15 protein-coding genes and 1 pseudogene are annotated in these 15,359 nt (G+C 72.1%); 9 read left to right on the top strand and 7 right to left on the bottom strand.

Features of this window, described 5'->3' with window-relative positions:
* The first annotated feature begins 118 nt into the window (after positions 1-118).
* The 3 genes from ACLZN2_RS30965 to ACLZN2_RS30955 all read left to right on the top strand — a co-directional run bounded on the left by ACLZN2_RS30965 (position 119) and on the right by ACLZN2_RS30955 (position 4,163).
* Positions 119-865, top strand: coding sequence for a VOC family protein (locus tag ACLZN2_RS30965; protein WP_416982695.1), 747 nt, complete (start codon positions 119-121; stop codon positions 863-865).
* Between the two features lie 215 nt (positions 866-1,080).
* The gene (locus tag ACLZN2_RS30960; RefSeq protein WP_416982694.1) at positions 1,081-3,471 is read left to right on the top strand and encodes a PQQ-binding-like beta-propeller repeat protein; all 2,391 of its coding nucleotides are present in this window, start codon (positions 1,081-1,083) and stop codon (positions 3,469-3,471) included.
* Between the two features lie 182 nt (positions 3,472-3,653).
* Positions 3,654-4,163, top strand: coding sequence for a hypothetical protein (locus tag ACLZN2_RS30955; protein ID WP_416982693.1), 510 nt, complete (start codon positions 3,654-3,656; stop codon positions 4,161-4,163).
* A gap of 13 nt (positions 4,164-4,176) precedes the next feature.
* Here ACLZN2_RS30955 and ACLZN2_RS30950 read toward each other — a convergent pair whose 3' ends face one another.
* Positions 4,177-4,608 carry an ATP-binding protein gene (locus tag ACLZN2_RS30950; RefSeq protein ID WP_416982692.1) on the bottom strand — a complete coding sequence of 144 codons (432 nt, stop codon included), beginning with the start codon at positions 4,606-4,608 and terminating at the stop codon, positions 4,177-4,179.
* A 54-nt stretch (positions 4,609-4,662) separates the two neighbouring features.
* Between ACLZN2_RS30950 and ACLZN2_RS30945 the strand changes: the two are divergent.
* A pseudogene (locus tag ACLZN2_RS30945) lies at positions 4,663-5,328 on the top strand (RNA-guided endonuclease TnpB family protein); the annotation flags it as partial.
* A 133-nt stretch (positions 5,329-5,461) separates the two neighbouring features.
* Positions 5,462-5,641, top strand: a complete 180-nt coding sequence (locus ACLZN2_RS30940; RefSeq protein WP_416982691.1) for a DUF433 domain-containing protein — start codon at positions 5,462-5,464, stop codon at positions 5,639-5,641.
* 259 nt (positions 5,642-5,900) lie between these two features.
* Here ACLZN2_RS30940 and ACLZN2_RS30935 read toward each other — a convergent pair whose 3' ends face one another.
* The gene (locus tag ACLZN2_RS30935; RefSeq protein WP_416982690.1) at positions 5,901-6,806 is read right to left on the bottom strand and encodes a helix-turn-helix domain-containing protein; all 906 of its coding nucleotides are present in this window, start codon (positions 6,804-6,806) and stop codon (positions 5,901-5,903) included.
* A 222-nt stretch (positions 6,807-7,028) separates the two neighbouring features.
* Between ACLZN2_RS30935 and ACLZN2_RS30930 the strand changes: the two genes are divergently transcribed.
* Positions 7,029-7,259 (top strand): tautomerase family protein, encoded by a 231-nt coding sequence (locus ACLZN2_RS30930; protein ID WP_416982689.1) that lies wholly within the window; start codon positions 7,029-7,031, stop codon positions 7,257-7,259.
* A 39-nt stretch (positions 7,260-7,298) separates the two neighbouring features.
* Here ACLZN2_RS30930 and ACLZN2_RS30925 read toward each other — a convergent pair whose 3' ends face one another.
* Entirely contained in the window at positions 7,299-9,767 is a 2,469-nt protein-coding gene (locus ACLZN2_RS30925) for a GH92 family glycosyl hydrolase (RefSeq protein ID WP_416982688.1), read from the bottom strand.
* A gap of 185 nt (positions 9,768-9,952) precedes the next feature.
* Positions 9,953-10,888, bottom strand: a complete 936-nt coding sequence (locus ACLZN2_RS30920) for a LysR family transcriptional regulator (RefSeq protein ID WP_416982687.1) — start codon at positions 10,886-10,888, stop codon at positions 9,953-9,955.
* A gap of 160 nt (positions 10,889-11,048) precedes the next feature.
* Between ACLZN2_RS30920 and ACLZN2_RS30915 the strand changes: the two genes are divergently transcribed.
* From ACLZN2_RS30915 to ACLZN2_RS30905, 3 genes are read left to right on the top strand one after another with little or no spacing between them, the layout of a single operon-like run.
* On the top strand, positions 11,049-12,296 hold the full coding sequence (locus ACLZN2_RS30915) for an MFS transporter (protein WP_416982686.1): 1,248 nt from the start codon (positions 11,049-11,051) through the stop codon (positions 12,294-12,296).
* A gap of 59 nt (positions 12,297-12,355) precedes the next feature.
* Positions 12,356-12,613: an Arc family DNA-binding protein gene (locus ACLZN2_RS30910; RefSeq protein ID WP_416982685.1), complete on the top strand. Its 258-nt coding sequence runs from the start codon at positions 12,356-12,358 to the stop codon at positions 12,611-12,613.
* A gap of 35 nt (positions 12,614-12,648) precedes the next feature.
* Entirely contained in the window at positions 12,649-12,990 is a 342-nt protein-coding gene (locus tag ACLZN2_RS30905; protein ID WP_416982732.1) for a hypothetical protein, read from the top strand.
* A gap of 13 nt (positions 12,991-13,003) precedes the next feature.
* Here ACLZN2_RS30905 and ACLZN2_RS30900 read toward each other — a convergent pair whose 3' ends face one another.
* From ACLZN2_RS30900 to ACLZN2_RS30890, 3 genes are read right to left on the bottom strand one after another with little or no spacing between them, the layout of a single operon-like run.
* Positions 13,004-13,777, bottom strand: coding sequence for an enoyl-CoA hydratase/isomerase family protein (locus ACLZN2_RS30900; RefSeq protein ID WP_416982684.1), 774 nt, complete (start codon positions 13,775-13,777; stop codon positions 13,004-13,006).
* On the bottom strand, positions 13,774-14,190 hold the full coding sequence (locus ACLZN2_RS30895) for a Zn-ribbon domain-containing OB-fold protein (protein ID WP_416982683.1): 417 nt from the start codon (positions 14,188-14,190) through the stop codon (positions 13,774-13,776). Before ACLZN2_RS30895 ends, ACLZN2_RS30900 begins: the two co-directional genes overlap by 4 nt.
* Positions 14,191-14,193: 3 nt before the next feature.
* Positions 14,194-15,339 (bottom strand): lipid-transfer protein, encoded by a 1,146-nt coding sequence (locus ACLZN2_RS30890; RefSeq protein WP_416982682.1) that lies wholly within the window; start codon positions 15,337-15,339, stop codon positions 14,194-14,196.
* Positions 15,340-15,359 lie beyond the last annotated feature (20 nt).

Here is a 15,359-nt window from a genome sequence, read left to right as displayed (position 1 = left end):
GTCAGCTTACCGAGGGGTGATCGGAGCGCTATTCGGCCGACTGCAAATGGGGTGCTAGCGGCGCGGAGGAAGGGTGTGCTGGTCTGCGCGTTGCGTCAACCGCCGCTAGTTTGGCTGCATGGCCGAAAACAGGGCATCGGTGAACACAGAGGGTGGTGCCGGAGGGGTCCCCGAGGGCATCCCGTGCTGGGTGGACGCGCAGCTTCCCGACGTGGACGCGGGCAGGCGCTTCTACGGCGAGCTCTTCGGATGGACCTTCCAGGAGGCGTACGGCGCCTCCGTGTGGGCCCTGCTGGACGGCAGGCCCGTCGCCGCGCTCGCCCACAAGACGGACGGCCGGATGCCCACCGTCTGGACCGTGTACTTCTCCACCCCGGACGTCGAGGCCACCGTCCGGCGGATCCGGTCGGCCGGCGGCCAGGTGGTCATGCCCCCGTTCCCGGTGGACGGCCTGGGCTCGGCCGCCCTCGCCGCCGACCCCGAGGGCGCCGTCTTCGGCCTCTGGCAGCCGGGCAGCCACCCCGGCTTCGGCGTCCGGCACATCCCCGGCGCCTTCGCCTGGGCACAGCTGTACGCCCGGGACACCGAGACCGCGAACACGTTCTACGGCCACCTGTTCCACGAGGCCCTCTTCGGCCCCGGTGCCGAACCCGACTTCGGCCGGGTGCCGGTCACCGACGTCTTCCCGGAGGTCATGCCGCCGCACTTCCTGGTCCACTTCGGGGTGGCGGACTGCGCGGCGGCCCTCGGTGCCGTGACGCGGCTCGGCGGGCGGGTCCAGGCGGGCCCGTTCACGGCCTCGTACGGAATCGTGGCGGTCGTCACGGACAATCAAGGTGCGTCGTTCGCGCTGCTTCAGCGTTGAACCACGTACCGGAGTACCCGCTCACGTACCGTCCCGCAGGCTGTTTCGCCCCTGTATGAGATGAGACACCCTGATCGTCACCGGGTTCGCAACCGGCCGCCCGGCCAGGAAGAATCTGGGGTGCGTGCCGCCATGGCGGTGCGGTGGTGAGACGCTGCACTTCGGTCGCGTACACATAGTGGGTGACGTGGCCCGTACGGGGAGGTGGCAGGCAAGTGGTGGATCAGCTGACGCAGCACGATCCGCGGCGGATCGGGCCGTTCGAGGTGCTGGGACGGCTGGGGGCCGGCGGCATGGGGCTGGTCTATCTGGCGCGCTCGGCGTCGGGCCGGCGCGTGGCGATCAAGACGGTCCGGACCGAGCTCGCCGAGGACCAGCTCTTCCGCGTGCGCTTCACGCGCGAGGTGGAGGCGGCCCGGGCGGTGTCCGGCTTCTACACGGCCGCCGTGGTCGACGCCGACCCGCGCGCCGCCGTGCCCTGGCTCGCCACGGCCTACGTCCCCGCGCCCTCCCTCGAGGAGATAGTGAACGACTGCGGGCCGCTCCCGGCCCAGGCCGTGCGCTGGCTCGCGGCGGGCGTGGCCGAGGCGCTCCAGTCGATCCACGGCGCGGGACTCGTCCACCGTGACCTGAAGCCGTCGAACGTCCTCGTCGTCGAGGACGGCCCCCGGGTGATCGACTTCGGTATCGCCTCCGGAGTCTCGAACACCCGTTTGACGATGACGAACGTCGCCGTCGGCACCCCCGCCTACATGTCCCCCGAGCAGGCCAAGGACTCCCGCAGCGTCACCGGCGCCAGCGACGTCTTCTCCCTCGGCTCGATGCTCGTCTTCGCCGCCACCGGCCACCCGCCCTTCCACGGCGCCAACCCGGTCGAGACGGTCTTCATGCTGCTGCGCGAGGGCCCGGACCTCGAAGGACTCCCGGACGAGCTGCGCCCGCTCATCGAGTCCTGTATGCAGATGGAGGCCACGGCCCGCCCCAACCCGGCCGACCTCCAGGCCCAGCTCGCCCCGCATCTCTTCGGCTCCGGCTCCGACGACAGCGGTACGGCGTCGGCGTGGCTGCCCGAGAAGGCGGTCACCCTCATCGAGACCCGCCGCGGCGGCCGTCCCGCCCTCAAACCGGCGCCGGTGAGCCCGCGCCAGCTGCCGCCGCCGCCCGCCCACGACCCCGTGGTGCCCGCGCCCGCCCTCGACCCCGTGGTGCCCGGGCCCGCGCCCGCCCTCGGCCCCGGCCCGGTGCCCGCCGTGATCGGCGCCCCCGACCCCGGCCCGGTGCGCCTCGCGGGCGCGGCCGTGCCGATCGGGCCGGGCCCGCGCGTCGCCGACGTCCGCGCCACCGCCGCCGTCAAGGCCCCGCTTCCCGAGCCCGGCCTGGTCGCCAACTGGACCCGGATCCGCCCCGCCCTGGGCAGCGCCGACACCGCCCTCGCGGCCCCGCAGACGGCGGCGGTGGCCCCCGAGACCCACCCGGCGGGCTGGCGCCCCTGGCGGTTCCGCATGTCGAACGACGTGTGGGGCACCCCGGCCGTCTCCGGCGACCTCGTCTACGTCACCTCCTTCGAGGTGCACGCGCTCGACGTGGCGACCGGCCGGCGCCGTTTCAAGACCCGGGACGTGGCCTGGTCGATGGCTGTCGCGGACGGCCGCGTCCACGCCTCCGACGGTCCGACCCTGTTCGCCCTGGAGGCCCGCGAGGGCCAGGATCTCTGGCGGCTCCAGACGGACGCCTGGGTGTACTCGCTGAAGGCCGAGCGCGGCACGGTCGTCACCGCCACCCGTGGCGGCGGCGTCCAGGCCTGGGAGGCCTCCACCGGACAGAAGCTCTGGGAGATCTCCGGCTGCCAGAGCGACTTCGAGTCGCCCGAGGCGGGCCCCGCCCTGCACGACGGCACGGTCTTCGTCTGGCAGGACGCCCGGCTCAGAGCCCTGGACGCCCGAACGGGTGACGAGCGCTGGTCGTACCCCATCGGCGACGCGGCCTCCTGCGGCGGCGTCCCGGTCCGCGTCACCCCCGCCCCCGACGGCTACGTCTACCTCTCGGCCGGCACCCGCGTCATCGCCGCCGACGTGGCGAGCGGCAGGGTGCGCTGGCACTTCGAGGCCCCGGCGGTCTTCCTCTCCCCGCCCGCCTTCGTCCCCGGCCCCGCGGTCACCGGCGGCGGGGTGTATCTGGCCGACTACCTCGGCACGGTCTACGCCCTCGACGCCGCCGACGGCCGCGACCGCTGGCGCATCGCCACGGAGTCCCGCTCCTCCGTCGACCCGGTCCTGGTGGCGGCCGGCCATGTCCACGTGGGCAGCGGCAAGGGCCTCTACACCCTCGACGCGGTCACCGGCACGCCCAAGTGGCGCTTCCAGGCGGGCGGCGACATCGTGGGCTCCCCGGCGGTCGCGGCGGGCCGTATCCACTTCGGCTCCACGGACCACCTGCTCTACACCCTCAAGGCCGACGACGGCCGCCTGCGCTGGAAGCTCGCGACCGGCGGCGAGATCACCGGCTCCCCGGTCGTCCGGGACGGCGTGGTGTACGCGTGCAGCAAGGACCGCTGCGTGTACGCGCTGGACGCGGAGAAGGGAACGGGTACGGCACGCACGGCCTGACGCCGCTGTTCTTCGCTGTCCCGGTCCGGGACGGCCGTCGTACCGGGGCTACACGGAAGGGACCAGACGGCGGCCGTCACTGCGGAGCGGCCCGCTCACCGCTCACCCGAGACGCTACGCCGGGTGCCGCCGTGCCGCCAGGCAGTGGCATGACCGTGACAGCGGCTGTCTAAGCTGGCCCCATGAATCGACGGGGGTACGGAAAGCTCAGGTTCGCGGCGGTCTCGGCGCTGGTGGTGCTGGCCCTGACCGGCTTCTCCACGGGCAGCCACCACGGGGTGAGCAAGAGCAGCGGCAAGCACCGAAGCGGCAGCAGCGACAGCGACAGCAGCGACAGCGGCGGCGGGGGCTGCAGCAGCTCCAGCCAGGACCACGACGGCTCGTCGTCGAGTTCCGGGGGTTCCGGGAGCAGCTCCACGACCGGCCAGGACGCCGAGGTCGAGCTGGTGGACTGCGCGACGAAGACCGAACCGTACGCCACGCTGAGGCTCTTCAACCCCAACTCCAGCGGCGGCACATTCACCGTCACGGTCGACTTCCTCGACGCCGACTCCCACCGGGTGGAGCAGCGGACCACGGACGCATACGTCCCCGGGAAGGACACGGCGACGGTCCAGGTGAAACTCTCCAGCGCGGGCCTGGCGGCCGAGGTCGACCACTGCGAGCCGGAGCCGTACGCACCGGCGGGCTGACCCTCCGCCTCTCTCAACGAGCCGCCCCCTGGACAGGCACCTCTGCCCACACGGTCTTGCCCAGGGGACACCGATCCGACGACCCCCAGCGCACAGCCAGGGCATCCACCAGTAGCAGCCCCCGACCGGACTCGCCCTCGGGGCACGACGAGGGCGGGGCCGCGGGCGGCCGCTTCGTGGAGGCGGCGTCCGCGACCTCGATACGCACCAGGCCCGCAGCCGTGTCGAGGGCGAGCCGCAGGCCGAAATCCCGGCCCGGCACCCGCCCGTGCCGCACGGCGTTCGCGGCGAGCTCACCGACGACCAGGGCGACCGCGCACGACGCGTCGGTCTCCGGCGGGTAGCCCCACTCCTCCATGCACCGCACGGCGAGCCGCCGGGCGAGCTGCGCACCTCGCGGCGAGGAGACGAACTGCCCTGCGCATACGGTCGTTCCTGTCAGCACGACTGGTCCGTTCTTGTCTGCGTACACGAGTCATCACGTTCTGGATACTGTTGGCCCGCCACCACCCAGAGCGTCGGTGTCGACCTGGGGCTGACCCACTTCGCGGTCCTCTCCGACGGTACGAAGATCGGCTCCCCGCGGTTTCTGCGCCGGGCGGAGAAGAAGCTGAAGAAGGCTCAGAAGGACCTTGCCCGCAAGCGGAAGGGATCGAAGAACCGCGAGAAGGCGAGAGTGAAGGTCGCCAGGGCGCACGCGAAGGTCGCCGACGCGCGCCGCGAGTTCCACCACCAGCTCTCCACGAAGCTGATCCGCGAGAACCAAGCGGTCGCGGTGGAGGACCTGGCGGTCAAGGGACTGGCGCGCACGAGGCTGGCCAAGAGCGTGCACGACGCGGGCTGGTCACAGTTCGTGACCATGCTCGCGTACAAGGCCGAACGGTACGGCCGCACCTTCATCAAGATCGACCGGTTCGAGCCGACCAGCCAGGTCTGCTCCACCTGCGGCCATCGCGACGGTCCCAAACCCCTCGACGTGCGCGAGTGGACCTGCCCCGCCTGCGGGACCTTCCACGACCGCGACGTGAACGCCGCACAGAACGTGAAACAGGCCGCCGGACTGGCGGTGACAGCCTGCCGAGCGCGGGTAAGACCGGGACTCGTCCTGGCACAGCGCGAAGAAACAGGAAGCCACGGAATCCCTACAGGAAACTGTGCCGCGTAGCGGCACAGCACCCCGTAGGGACGGCCAGAATCCTCGGGCTTCAGCCCGAGGAGCATGTCAACTGAACTGGGAGCCCGACGACGACTTCCCCTCGAGTCTGCGACTCAGGCAGTACCCGGAGTCCGTCCCCGTCGTGATCGACCCGAGGTTCGGGCACGGCAGGCCTGTCGTGGCCGCCAATCGCGTCGCGGTCGACGCGATCACCGACCTGTGGGAGGCCGGGGAGAGCGTCGAGGACATCGCGTACGGCTTCGACATGACACCCGAGCAGGTCGACGCGCTGTGCCAGGCAGTGGTGCGCCTTGCCGCCTGAGACGACGGACAGGACGTGGCCGACGAGGAGCGGATCACTCACCCAAACGACCATGGGTGCCACTCAGTGTCGGGCGAATCCGGCTGGCGGCTCTTTGTGTTGCGAGAGTCTCAGCGACATGCCGTCTGCACGGCGTGTCGCTGAGACTGAGCACACACTTTCCCCGGGTCGAACGGCGAGCGCACCTGGCCGTGACAGGGCGAAACAATCATCCGCGCGACCTCGCCGTAGGACACCGGCTGAGCCGCCGGTGCGCGGTTCAGTGCTGCGCGCTGGATTCCGGCGCAGGCAAGCGCTCCGGTGTCGTGGCCTCGGTGATGTCGAGGTCCTGGGTTCCTATGACGGACAGCAGGGCCAGTTGTTCGGCTGCTCGGCTTCCGGGGGGTGCGGTGAACCACAGCAGGCGTTGGCGGCCGTCCTCGCTGAGCAGGTTGTAGCAGTCGAGTTCGATGACGCCGAGCGTCGGGTGGATGATCTTCTTGTGGTCCATGCGGCGCACCGCGACGTCGTGGGTGTCCCAGAGAGCCGCGAACTCCTGGCTGCGGCGGCGTAGTACGGCGATCATCTTCGTGACCTCCGTGTCCCGGCCGCGCCGGGCGGCCGCTGCCTGGAGGTCGGTCACGAACACCCGGGAGTGGTGCGGGTGATCCTCGGGCGGGTGGATCTCGCGCGTCCGCGGGTCGGTGAACCAGCGGTACACGAAGCTCGCCGTCGGGCCGCGGTGTGCCGGGGACCTGCCGAGCAGGTTCAGGGCCAGGTCGTTCTCCACCAGCGTCTCGTGCAGGTCGGTGATGACGCGCGCGGGCGTGTTGGACAGCCGGTCCAACAGCCCGAGAAGCGCGGGCTGCACGTGTGCCGACGATCCGTGCGCCGACGGGGGGATCGGCCGTTCGGCCAGGTGAAACAGGTGGTCGCGTTCGTCGCCGGTCAGGCGCAGGGCTCGGGCGAGGGCGGCCAGGGTCTGGGCCGAGGGCTGTACGCGGTGCTTGGCGCTGCCGCGTTCCAACTCGGTGTAGTAGTCGGCCGACAGCCCTGCCAGCTGGGCGACTTCCTCGCGGCGCAGCCCGGGGACGCGGCGGCGCGGGCCGTGGGGGAGACCGACCTCGGCGGGGCGGATGCGGTCGCGGCGGGTCCTGAGGAAGGCACCGAGTTGTGGAAGGTTCACCCTTCCATGGTCGTTCGCATGCCGGGCCGTAGCCAGGGGGTGGCATCCCCTGGGTGGACGCAGCCCTGGCTGGGGGCGGGGGACCGGCCGATCGTGGAGGACGCAGCTGGGCGACGGCGAGACCACTTCCTGGCCTCCCCGGCCGGCCACTGGGGCAACGGACAGGTCGTCCGTGCCAACTGCGGAATCATCTGACATCCCATGAGAGAAGGAACGACAGCCATGCCCTTCGCGAACTTCAAGGTCCCCGAGAAGACCCTCACCCCGAAGCAGAAGGAGGAGATCGTCACCCGTACCACCGAGCTGTACGTCGAGATCTACGGCGAGCGCGCCCGCGACAACACCATGGTTCTGGTCGAGGAGGTCGCCGACGGCGGCTGGGGCATCGGCGGCAACGTGTTGACCCTCGCCATGCTCGGTGAGGTGACACCGACCGACACCGGCGACGCCTGACCGCGGAAACGGTCTGCTCGGCGCCGCCGGGTCCGGGTGTCAGTTCGGGAGGTCGGTCGGGTCGGTCGCCCACGCGGTGTCGGGCTGGTCGGTCAGGTGGTAGGTGAGGGTGCCTCCCGAGAGGGCCAGGCGGGCGTTCGTCCAGGACTGCCGGTGGGCGTGCCCGTCGAGGCGTACGGCGTCGATGTACAGGTGGGTGTCGTCGGCGTCGGGTGCCGTGATCGTGATGTCCTCGCGGCCGGCCCGGTCGATCACCGTGTGCGGGAAGACCGGGGCGCCCAGCAGCATGGACGCGCTGCCCGGGGTCCGGGGGTAGAGGCCCAGGGCGGAGAAGACGTACCAGGCGGACATGGTGCCCAGGTCGTCGTTGCCGGGCAGGCCCGAGGGGCCGGTGCCGTACACCGTGTCGAGGATCTGGCGCACCGTCGCCTGCGTCTTCCAGGGCTGTCCGAGGGCGTTGTAGAGCCAGGGGGCGTGGATGCCGGGTTCGTTGGTCGGGTCGTAGCGCAGTGGGTCGCCGCCGCGCACCGACCAGGAGCCGTCCGCCTTGTGGAAGAAGCCGTCCAGGCGGGCGGCGGCCACCTCACGGCCGCCCATGGCGTCCGCGAGACCCCGCACGTCCTGCGGCACCATCCAGGTGTACGTGGCGCTGGTGCCCTGGGCGAAGCCGAGGTCGCTGCCCGGGGCGAAGGGTGTCACCCAGGAGCCGTCGAGGTCGCGTGCCTGGATGTAGCCGCCGTCGGCGGTGGCGACGGGGTTGAAGACGTTGCGCCAGTAGGCGGCGCGCTCGGTGAAGGCCTCGGCCTCCGCGTCCCGCCCCAGCAGCCTCGCCCACTTCGCCAGGGCGGAGTCGGCGACGGCGTCCTCCAGGGTCTCGGCGGCGCCGCCCCAGCAGTGGCACACGTCCTGGGCGGCGTAGTGGGAGGTGAGGTACTGCGCCAGGTTGGGCCGCTGGCCCACGCACTGACCGGGGCAGCCGGCGTCCGAGAGACCGTCGGGGTGGGGCACGGTGGCCTGGCGGACCAGCGAGTCGAAGGCGCCCTCGTAGTCGAAGTTGCGCACGCCCATGGCGTAGAAGGTGGCCAGCGTCGCCGCCGACGGGTCACCGGTCATGACGTGGGTGGCGCCGCTGATGTGCACCCAGCGGTCCCAGACCCCGTTGTTCTGCCGGGCGAAGTTGTAGAGGGACTGGGCGAAGTCGCCCGCCACGGTGGGCTTCAGCAGGGCGAGCAGCTGTATCTGGGCCCGGTACTGGTCCCAGCCGGAGAAGTTGCTGTACTGCGCCCGCTGCCCGCGTGCCAGCCGGTGGACGGCCTGGTCCATCCCCCGGTAGCGGCCGTCGGCGTCGCTGATCAGGTTCGGCTGCATGAGCGCGTGGTAGAGCGCGGTGTAGAAGGTCTGGCGGCGGGCCGTGCTGCCGCCGTCGATCCGGACGGTCCGCAGTTCGCGGTCCCAGGCGCGTGCCCCGGCCTCGGCCGTGTCGGCCACGCTCGCGTCCGGCTCGATCTCGTCGCGGAGGTTGGCCTCGGCGCCGTCGAGGCTCACGTACGAGATGCCGATCCGCATGTGGACATCGTTGTCAGAGGTCGTGTCGAAGCCCACCCAGCCGCCGGAGCCGCGTCCCGCGCGGTCCGCGCCCGTCGCGTATCCCTCGCCTCCGGAGGCGGACGTCGCTCCCGGGGAGAGCGTGCCGTCCTTCCAGGTGCCGACCGACGAGAAGGCGCGGTCGAAGGACGCGCTGAAGTACAGCTTGTAGTAGCTCTTGCGGTTGTTGGTCCCGCCGTTGGCGCGGCGGCCGCAGAAGGCGCCGGTGAGCACCCAGCCGGTCACCTTGCGGTGGGCGGCGTCGATGTCGACGTGCGCGTCCTCGCTGCCGTTGAGGGAGTTGGAGACGCGGAAGAGCAGACTGGCCGGGCGGTCGGCGGGGAACGTGAAGTCGGCGACCCCCGCGCGCTTGCTGACGGCCAGGTCGGCGCCGGCACCGGACTTGAGGCCGAGGGTGTAGCGGCCGGGTACGGCGGCCTCGTCGGTGTGCGAGAAGTCGGCGGCGTAGACGGCGTCCTTGGTGTCCGCCGAGGGCGAGGACGTGACGTCGCCGACGAACGGCATGATCGGTACGTCGCCCGCGGCGCCGGGGTTGCAGCCCGCACCGTTGACGTGGGTCAGGCTGAGGCCCCGGATCCGGGTGGCGTTGTACTGGTAGCCGTTGGCGGCCCCCGTACTGGTCTGGTCGCCCGTCGTGCTGGTCGGGGACCAGGCGATCATCCCGTAGGGGAGGGTGGCGCCGGGATAGGTGTTGCCGCCGTTCGCGGATCCGATCAGGGGGTCCACGAGCGAGGAGGGCCGCTCCGGCGGTCCGTCGGCCGCGGTGGCCGCAGTGGCCGTGCTGGCCGCGGTGGCCGGGAAGGGCGCGGCGAGGGCGAGCGCGGCGGTCAGCAGGGCGACGGCGGATCGGGTGCCTAACCGTCTTGCGGTGCGCGGCCGATGAGGAGGACGCAGGGGACGCATGGGATACAGGGGACGCATGGGCAGTCGCCTTTCGACGAGGAGTCAGATGGCGGATCGGACGCGTGGGGCCCGGCCGTGGCCGGTCGTCATGTGCACGATCAAAGACACTTGAGATTAGGAGGCTGCCCGGAGGGACGGAAGTGGGGCTTCGCGTCCTGGTGGTGAAGGCGAGTTGAACACGCTCTTCAGCGCGGAGTCACCCAGCCCGGCCGCCAGGTCCCCGCGGCGTCGTGGCCGGGCGCTGTGGCCGTGAGGTGGGCCCGGAGGGTGGCCAGGGCCGGGTGGGGGTTGTCGCGGTGCCAGATGAGTGAGTGCGGGTAAACGGGCGTCGGGTCGGTCACCGGGATGCGGCGCAGGCCGTGGCCGGCGGGCCAGACGAGGCGGGTGTGCTCGCCCATGAAGGTGGCCAGGGCCGGGGTGTCGGCGACGGTGTCCAGGAGTACGTCGGAGCCGAAGTTGGGGCCGGTCGCCTCGATGGTGAGGCCGAACTCGGCGACGAGGTCGTCGTAGTAGGCGGCCCACTCGGTGCCGGGGACGATGCCGGGCATCCAGATCCGGTGCCCGGCGAGCCGGCCGACGGTCACCGACCGGGCGGACGCCAGCGCGTGGGCGGGGCCGGTGAGGAGCTGGAGCGGCTCGTCCAGCACCCGGACCGACTCGATGTCCTCGGGAAGGGGCCGGCCGGGCACGCCGACGGCGCGGAAGGACGCGTCGATCGTGCCGGAGCGGATGGCGGCGACAGCCGTGTCGACGTCGAACAGCATCACCACGTCGAGCTCGATCTCGGGGTGGGCGTCGTGGAAGCCGCGCAACAGGCCCGATGCCGCGCCGCGCGAGGCGATCATGTCGACGCGCAGCGGACGGCGGCCGGTGCGCACGGACGCGACCGCGCGCTCGGCCACCCGCAGCAGCTCCCGGGCGTGGGGCAGGAACGCCTGCCCGTCGATGGTGAGTTCGGCACCGCGTGGCGTGCGGGTGAACAGTCGCACGCCGAGGCTGCGCTCCAGCGCGGCGATGCGCTTGGAGACGGCCTGCTGGGTGACCGCCAGCTCGGCCGCGGCCTCCTGGAACTGCCCCGCGTCGGCGGCGGCGACGAACGTCCGGACGGTGTCGAGGTCCATGGCCGCCAGCCTAGAGCTACAACCATTGGTTGTGGCGGGGTGGTGCTCTGGTTGTTTGATCCCAGGAGGCAGGGCTCGCTTTGATGCTTCCGAGCCGATCGCCGAACCCGTCGCTGATCGCCGATCGGTTGTGCGGGTGAGGGCAGGGGGAGCATCGGACATGCGGAAGGCACGTCGGCTCGGGCGGCCGTTCGGGTGGCTCTGGGCAGCGTACGGGACCAGCGCGCTCGGCACCTGGCTCGCCTTCGGCGCGTTCCCGCTGATCGCCGTCCAGGTGCTGCGCGCCGGGCCGGCGGAGGTCGCGGCGCTGTCCTCCGTGGGCGCGGCGGTCGGCGCGGCCGTCGCGGTGCCGCTGGGGCCGTGGGTGGAGTTCCGCCGCAAGCGGCAGGTGCTGATCGGGGCGGACCTGGTGCGGTGCGCGGCGCTGATGACGGTCCCCGCCGCGTACGCGCTCGGCGCGCTCACCTTCGTCCAGCTCCTGCTGGTCTCGGTCGTCGTCGCGGCGGCCGACATCACCTTCCGCGCCGCCTCCGGCGCGTACCTGAAGACGCTGCTGCCGGCCGAGGACCTGCTCGTCGCGAACGCCCGGTTCGAGTCCACGTCCTGGACGGCGACCATCATCGGACCGCCGCTGGGCGGTGCCGCGATCGGGCTCCTCGGCCCGGTGGCGACGGTGGCGGCCGACGCGGTCAGCTACCTGCTCTCGGCCCTGGGTATCCGCGCGACGGGCGGCCAAGAGCCACGGTCCGAGCGCCGCGAAGCCACGCACATGCGGGCCCGGGACCTGCTCGACGGCTGGCGGTACATCCTCGCCGACGCGACACTGCGCCCCCTGTTCTTCAACACCGCCCTGTTCAACGGCCTGGTGATGGCCGCACAGCCGCTGCTGGCCGTCCTGATGCTCGGCCGGCTCGGGTTCGCGCCGTGGCAGTACGGCCTGGCCTTCGCCGCGCCCTCGATCGGCGGGCTCCTCGGTTCCCGGCTGGCCCCACCGCTCGTCACGCGGTTCGGACAGCGCCGGATCCTGGTCGCGGCCGGGGCGCTGCGCGCGCTCTGGCCGCTCGGCCTGGCCTTCCCGGGGCCGGGCACCGGAGGGCTGCTGCTGGTGATGGGCGTCGAACTCGGGCTGATCTTCTGCTGCGGTGTCTTCAACCCCGTCTGTGCCACCTACCGCCTCGAACGCACCCCGACCGACCGGGTCGCCCGCACCCTGACCGCCTGGGCGGTGACGACCAGAGCCTCGACCGCCCTCCTGACGGCTCTCTGGGGCGTACTGGGCGCCCTCCTCGGCCCGCGCACGGCCATAGCCCTGGCCGGCGTACTCCTCCTGGCGACCCCGCTGCTGCTGCCCCGCGGCGCGGCGCCTTTCCGGCTGAGCGCGTCGGCGTCATCGAGGGAGTCAGGCTAAGCTAATGCCGCGGGTACGTACCCGTACCCGTACCCGGGCCGATGAAAGGGACCCGCACCATGGCTGACTCCAACGTCCGCATCCCCGCCGAGGCCCGCGACCGGCTTGCCGAGATAGCTGCTGCGGAAGGGCTGTCCCTACGCTCCTACCTGGCTCGGCTCGCCGAGACCTTGCTCACCCCGGCGGAGCGGGCCGAACGGGCGGAGAAGGCGCAGGCAGTGCTGCGAGAGTGGAACGGCTACGACCCCGACGAGGACGAGCGGGCCGAGCTGGATGCCGAGTTGGACCGCCGTATCGCCGAGGCGGGTGCCGCGTGACTCGTGATGTGCATGTGTTCCTCGACGAGAGCGCGATGGTCGCCGCCGGGCGGGGCAATTTCCTGGCTTCCCGACTGATCCACCGCGCTCACGACGAGTCGGGCTGGTTCCTGTACGCCACCGTGTGTGCTCTGGTCGAGGCCGACCGGGCGCGGCCGGGCACCGCGGAGCACATCGCCGCCCTGCCCGGCATCGCGTTCGTCGACCTGGATCTGCCGGCCGCACTGTCGGTGGCCCGGGCGAGCACGTGGGCCGACGCCCACACTCTCCATGCCGCCCGACCCAGCCCCGAGCGACCCGATGGCGCGGTGATCGCGACCACCAGGCCGCACATGTGGAAGGAGTATCCGGTGCGCACCCTGGACCTCAGCCCCTGACGCGGTCCGCCGCTCAGCGGATCCGCGGCTTCGCCCCCGACCGCCCCCCGAACAGCTCCGCCTGTTGCTCGGTGGGCAGGTTGCCCAGGGCGATGAGGTGAGGTGCCTGGGCCCAGCCCGCCCCGCGCGCCGCCTCCTTCGCCGACCACAGCGCCCGTACCGTGCCCTGGACACCGGCGGCCGGATACCCGGCGATGACGGCGGCACAGGCGATGGCGGCCCCCAACGCCTCGCCGGAGTCGGTGAGTTCGGAGACCAGTCCGATGTCGTGGGCCCGCCGGGCGGAGATCCGTTCGGCGGTGCCCATCAGCATCATCCGCGCGACCTCGCCGTAGGGCATCCGCTGGGCCATCAGGACGGACTCGTAGGCGCTGACCATCCCGTAGGTGGTGTGCGGGTCGAAGAAGACGGCGTCCTCGCCCGCCACGACGAACTCGCACTCGCCGAGGAGGTAGAAGGCGCCTCCGCAGGCCATGCCCTCCACGGCGGCGATCACCGGCTTCCAGAGGTCGTTCGCCTTGGGGCCGATGGTGAGGAGGGGGTCGTCCTGCATGTAGGGGGAGTCGGGCTGCGGGACGACGGAGTCCCGGTCCAGGCCCGTGCTGAAGGCCCGCGTGCCCGACCCGGTGAGGACCACGGTCCGTACGGTGTCGTCGAAGCGCAGACCCCGCCACACCTCCGCGAGCCGCCTCGCCGTGTCGAGGTCGATGGCGTTCAGCCTGTGCGGGCGGTCCAGGGTGACGACGGCGACCCCGGTCTCCTTGGACACCTCCAGCGTCACGCTCACGGCCGCTCCAGAACCCACTGCACCAGCCCCTCGGCGGTGAAGACCGCCTGCACCCGGGCGCCGATGCGGACCCGGTCGGGAGGGAGCGAGTCCAGCGGCGCCCCCGCGTGCCGTACGAGGTTGCCGACCAGGCGGATCCGGGGGGCGTCGGCGAGTTCGACGAGGATCACGTTGTACGGGGCCTGCGCCGCGTAGTCGGGGAGCAGGGGCGGGTGCGGGACGACGTACGACCAGATACGGCCCCGTCCGGACGTCGGCCGCCACTCGCTCGCGAAGGACTGGCAGTGCGGGCAGCAGGGGCGGGGCGGGAAGCGGGGCTCGGCGCAGTCGGCGCAGGTCTGGACGCGGAGTTCGCCCTGGGCGGCGTACTGCCAGAAGGGGGCGCCGTCGGGGTCGGTGACCGGGGTCAGCATGGGTCAGCTCCTGAGGAGGAGGGCGGAGGTCGGGACGCCCTCGCCCGCCGTGACCAGGCAGGTCGCGGCGTCGGGGACCTGGGCCGTGCTGGTGCCGCGCAGTTGCCGTACGCCCTCGTTGACGAGGTTGAAGCCGTGCACGTACGCCTCGCTGAGGCCGCCCCCGCCGGTGTTGAGGGGCAGCCGGCCGCCGATCTCCAGGGCGCCGCCCTCGGTGAACGCGCCGCCCTCGCCCCGGCCGCAGAAGCCGTAGCCCTCCAGGGAGAGCGGGACGAGCGCGGTGAAAGCGTCGTAGATCTGGGCGACGTCGACGTCGGCGGGGGTGACGTCGGAGTGCTTCCAGAGGTGTCGGGCAGCCGTCCACGCCGGGCCGGTCAGCGGGTCGTCGTTCCAGTAGTTGACCATGCCGTGGTGCTGGGCGGGCAGCCCCTGCGCGGCGGAGTGGACGTACACCGGCCGCTGCCGGCAGTCGCGGGCCCGCTCCCGGCCGACTATCACACAGGCCAGCGCCCCGTCCGTCTCCAGGCAGTTGTCGTACAGGCACAGGGGCTCGCTGATCCAGCGGGCGGTCATGTACATCTCGCGGGTGAGGGGGCGGTCGTACATGATCGCGGCGGGGTTCTGGTTGGCCCGGTTGCGGCAGGCGAGGGCCACGTTGAAGAGGTGGTCCCGGGTCGCGCCGTACTCGTGCATGTAGCGGCGGGCCAGCATGGCTATCTCGTCGGCCGGGCGGAGCAGGCCGTAGGGGCGGGTCCACTGGGCGGGGGTGGGGAGTTGGACGGCCGTGCTGGTCCACGGGCGCGGCCCGCTGCCCCGTTTCCGGGCCCGCCACGCGACGCCGACGCTCGCCTGCCCGGAGGCGATGGCGGCGGCCAGATGCGCGACGGTCGCGCACGAACCCCCGCCCCCGAAGCCGACCTTGGTGAAGAAGGTCAGATCCCCGAACCCGACCGCCTTGGCCAGCTCGACCTCGTCGGTCTCCTCCATGGTGTAGGAGGCGAGCGCGTCGACCTCGCCCGGTGCGATCCCGGCGTCGTCGAGCGCCGCGAGGACGGCCCGGCAGGCGAGGGCCTTCTCGCTCTCGGGGAGGTGCTTGGCGAACCGCGTCTGGCCGATGCCGACGATCGCGGTGGCGTCCTTGAGGGTCACGCTGCACGCACCTCCGCAAG

It is taken from the genome of Streptomyces sp. T028, from assembly GCF_048159505.1.
Lineage (GTDB): Bacteria > Actinomycetota > Actinomycetes > Streptomycetales > Streptomycetaceae > Streptomyces.
Note: the sequence above shows the minus strand (reverse complement) of the source record. Positions and strands in the feature narration are given on the sequence as shown.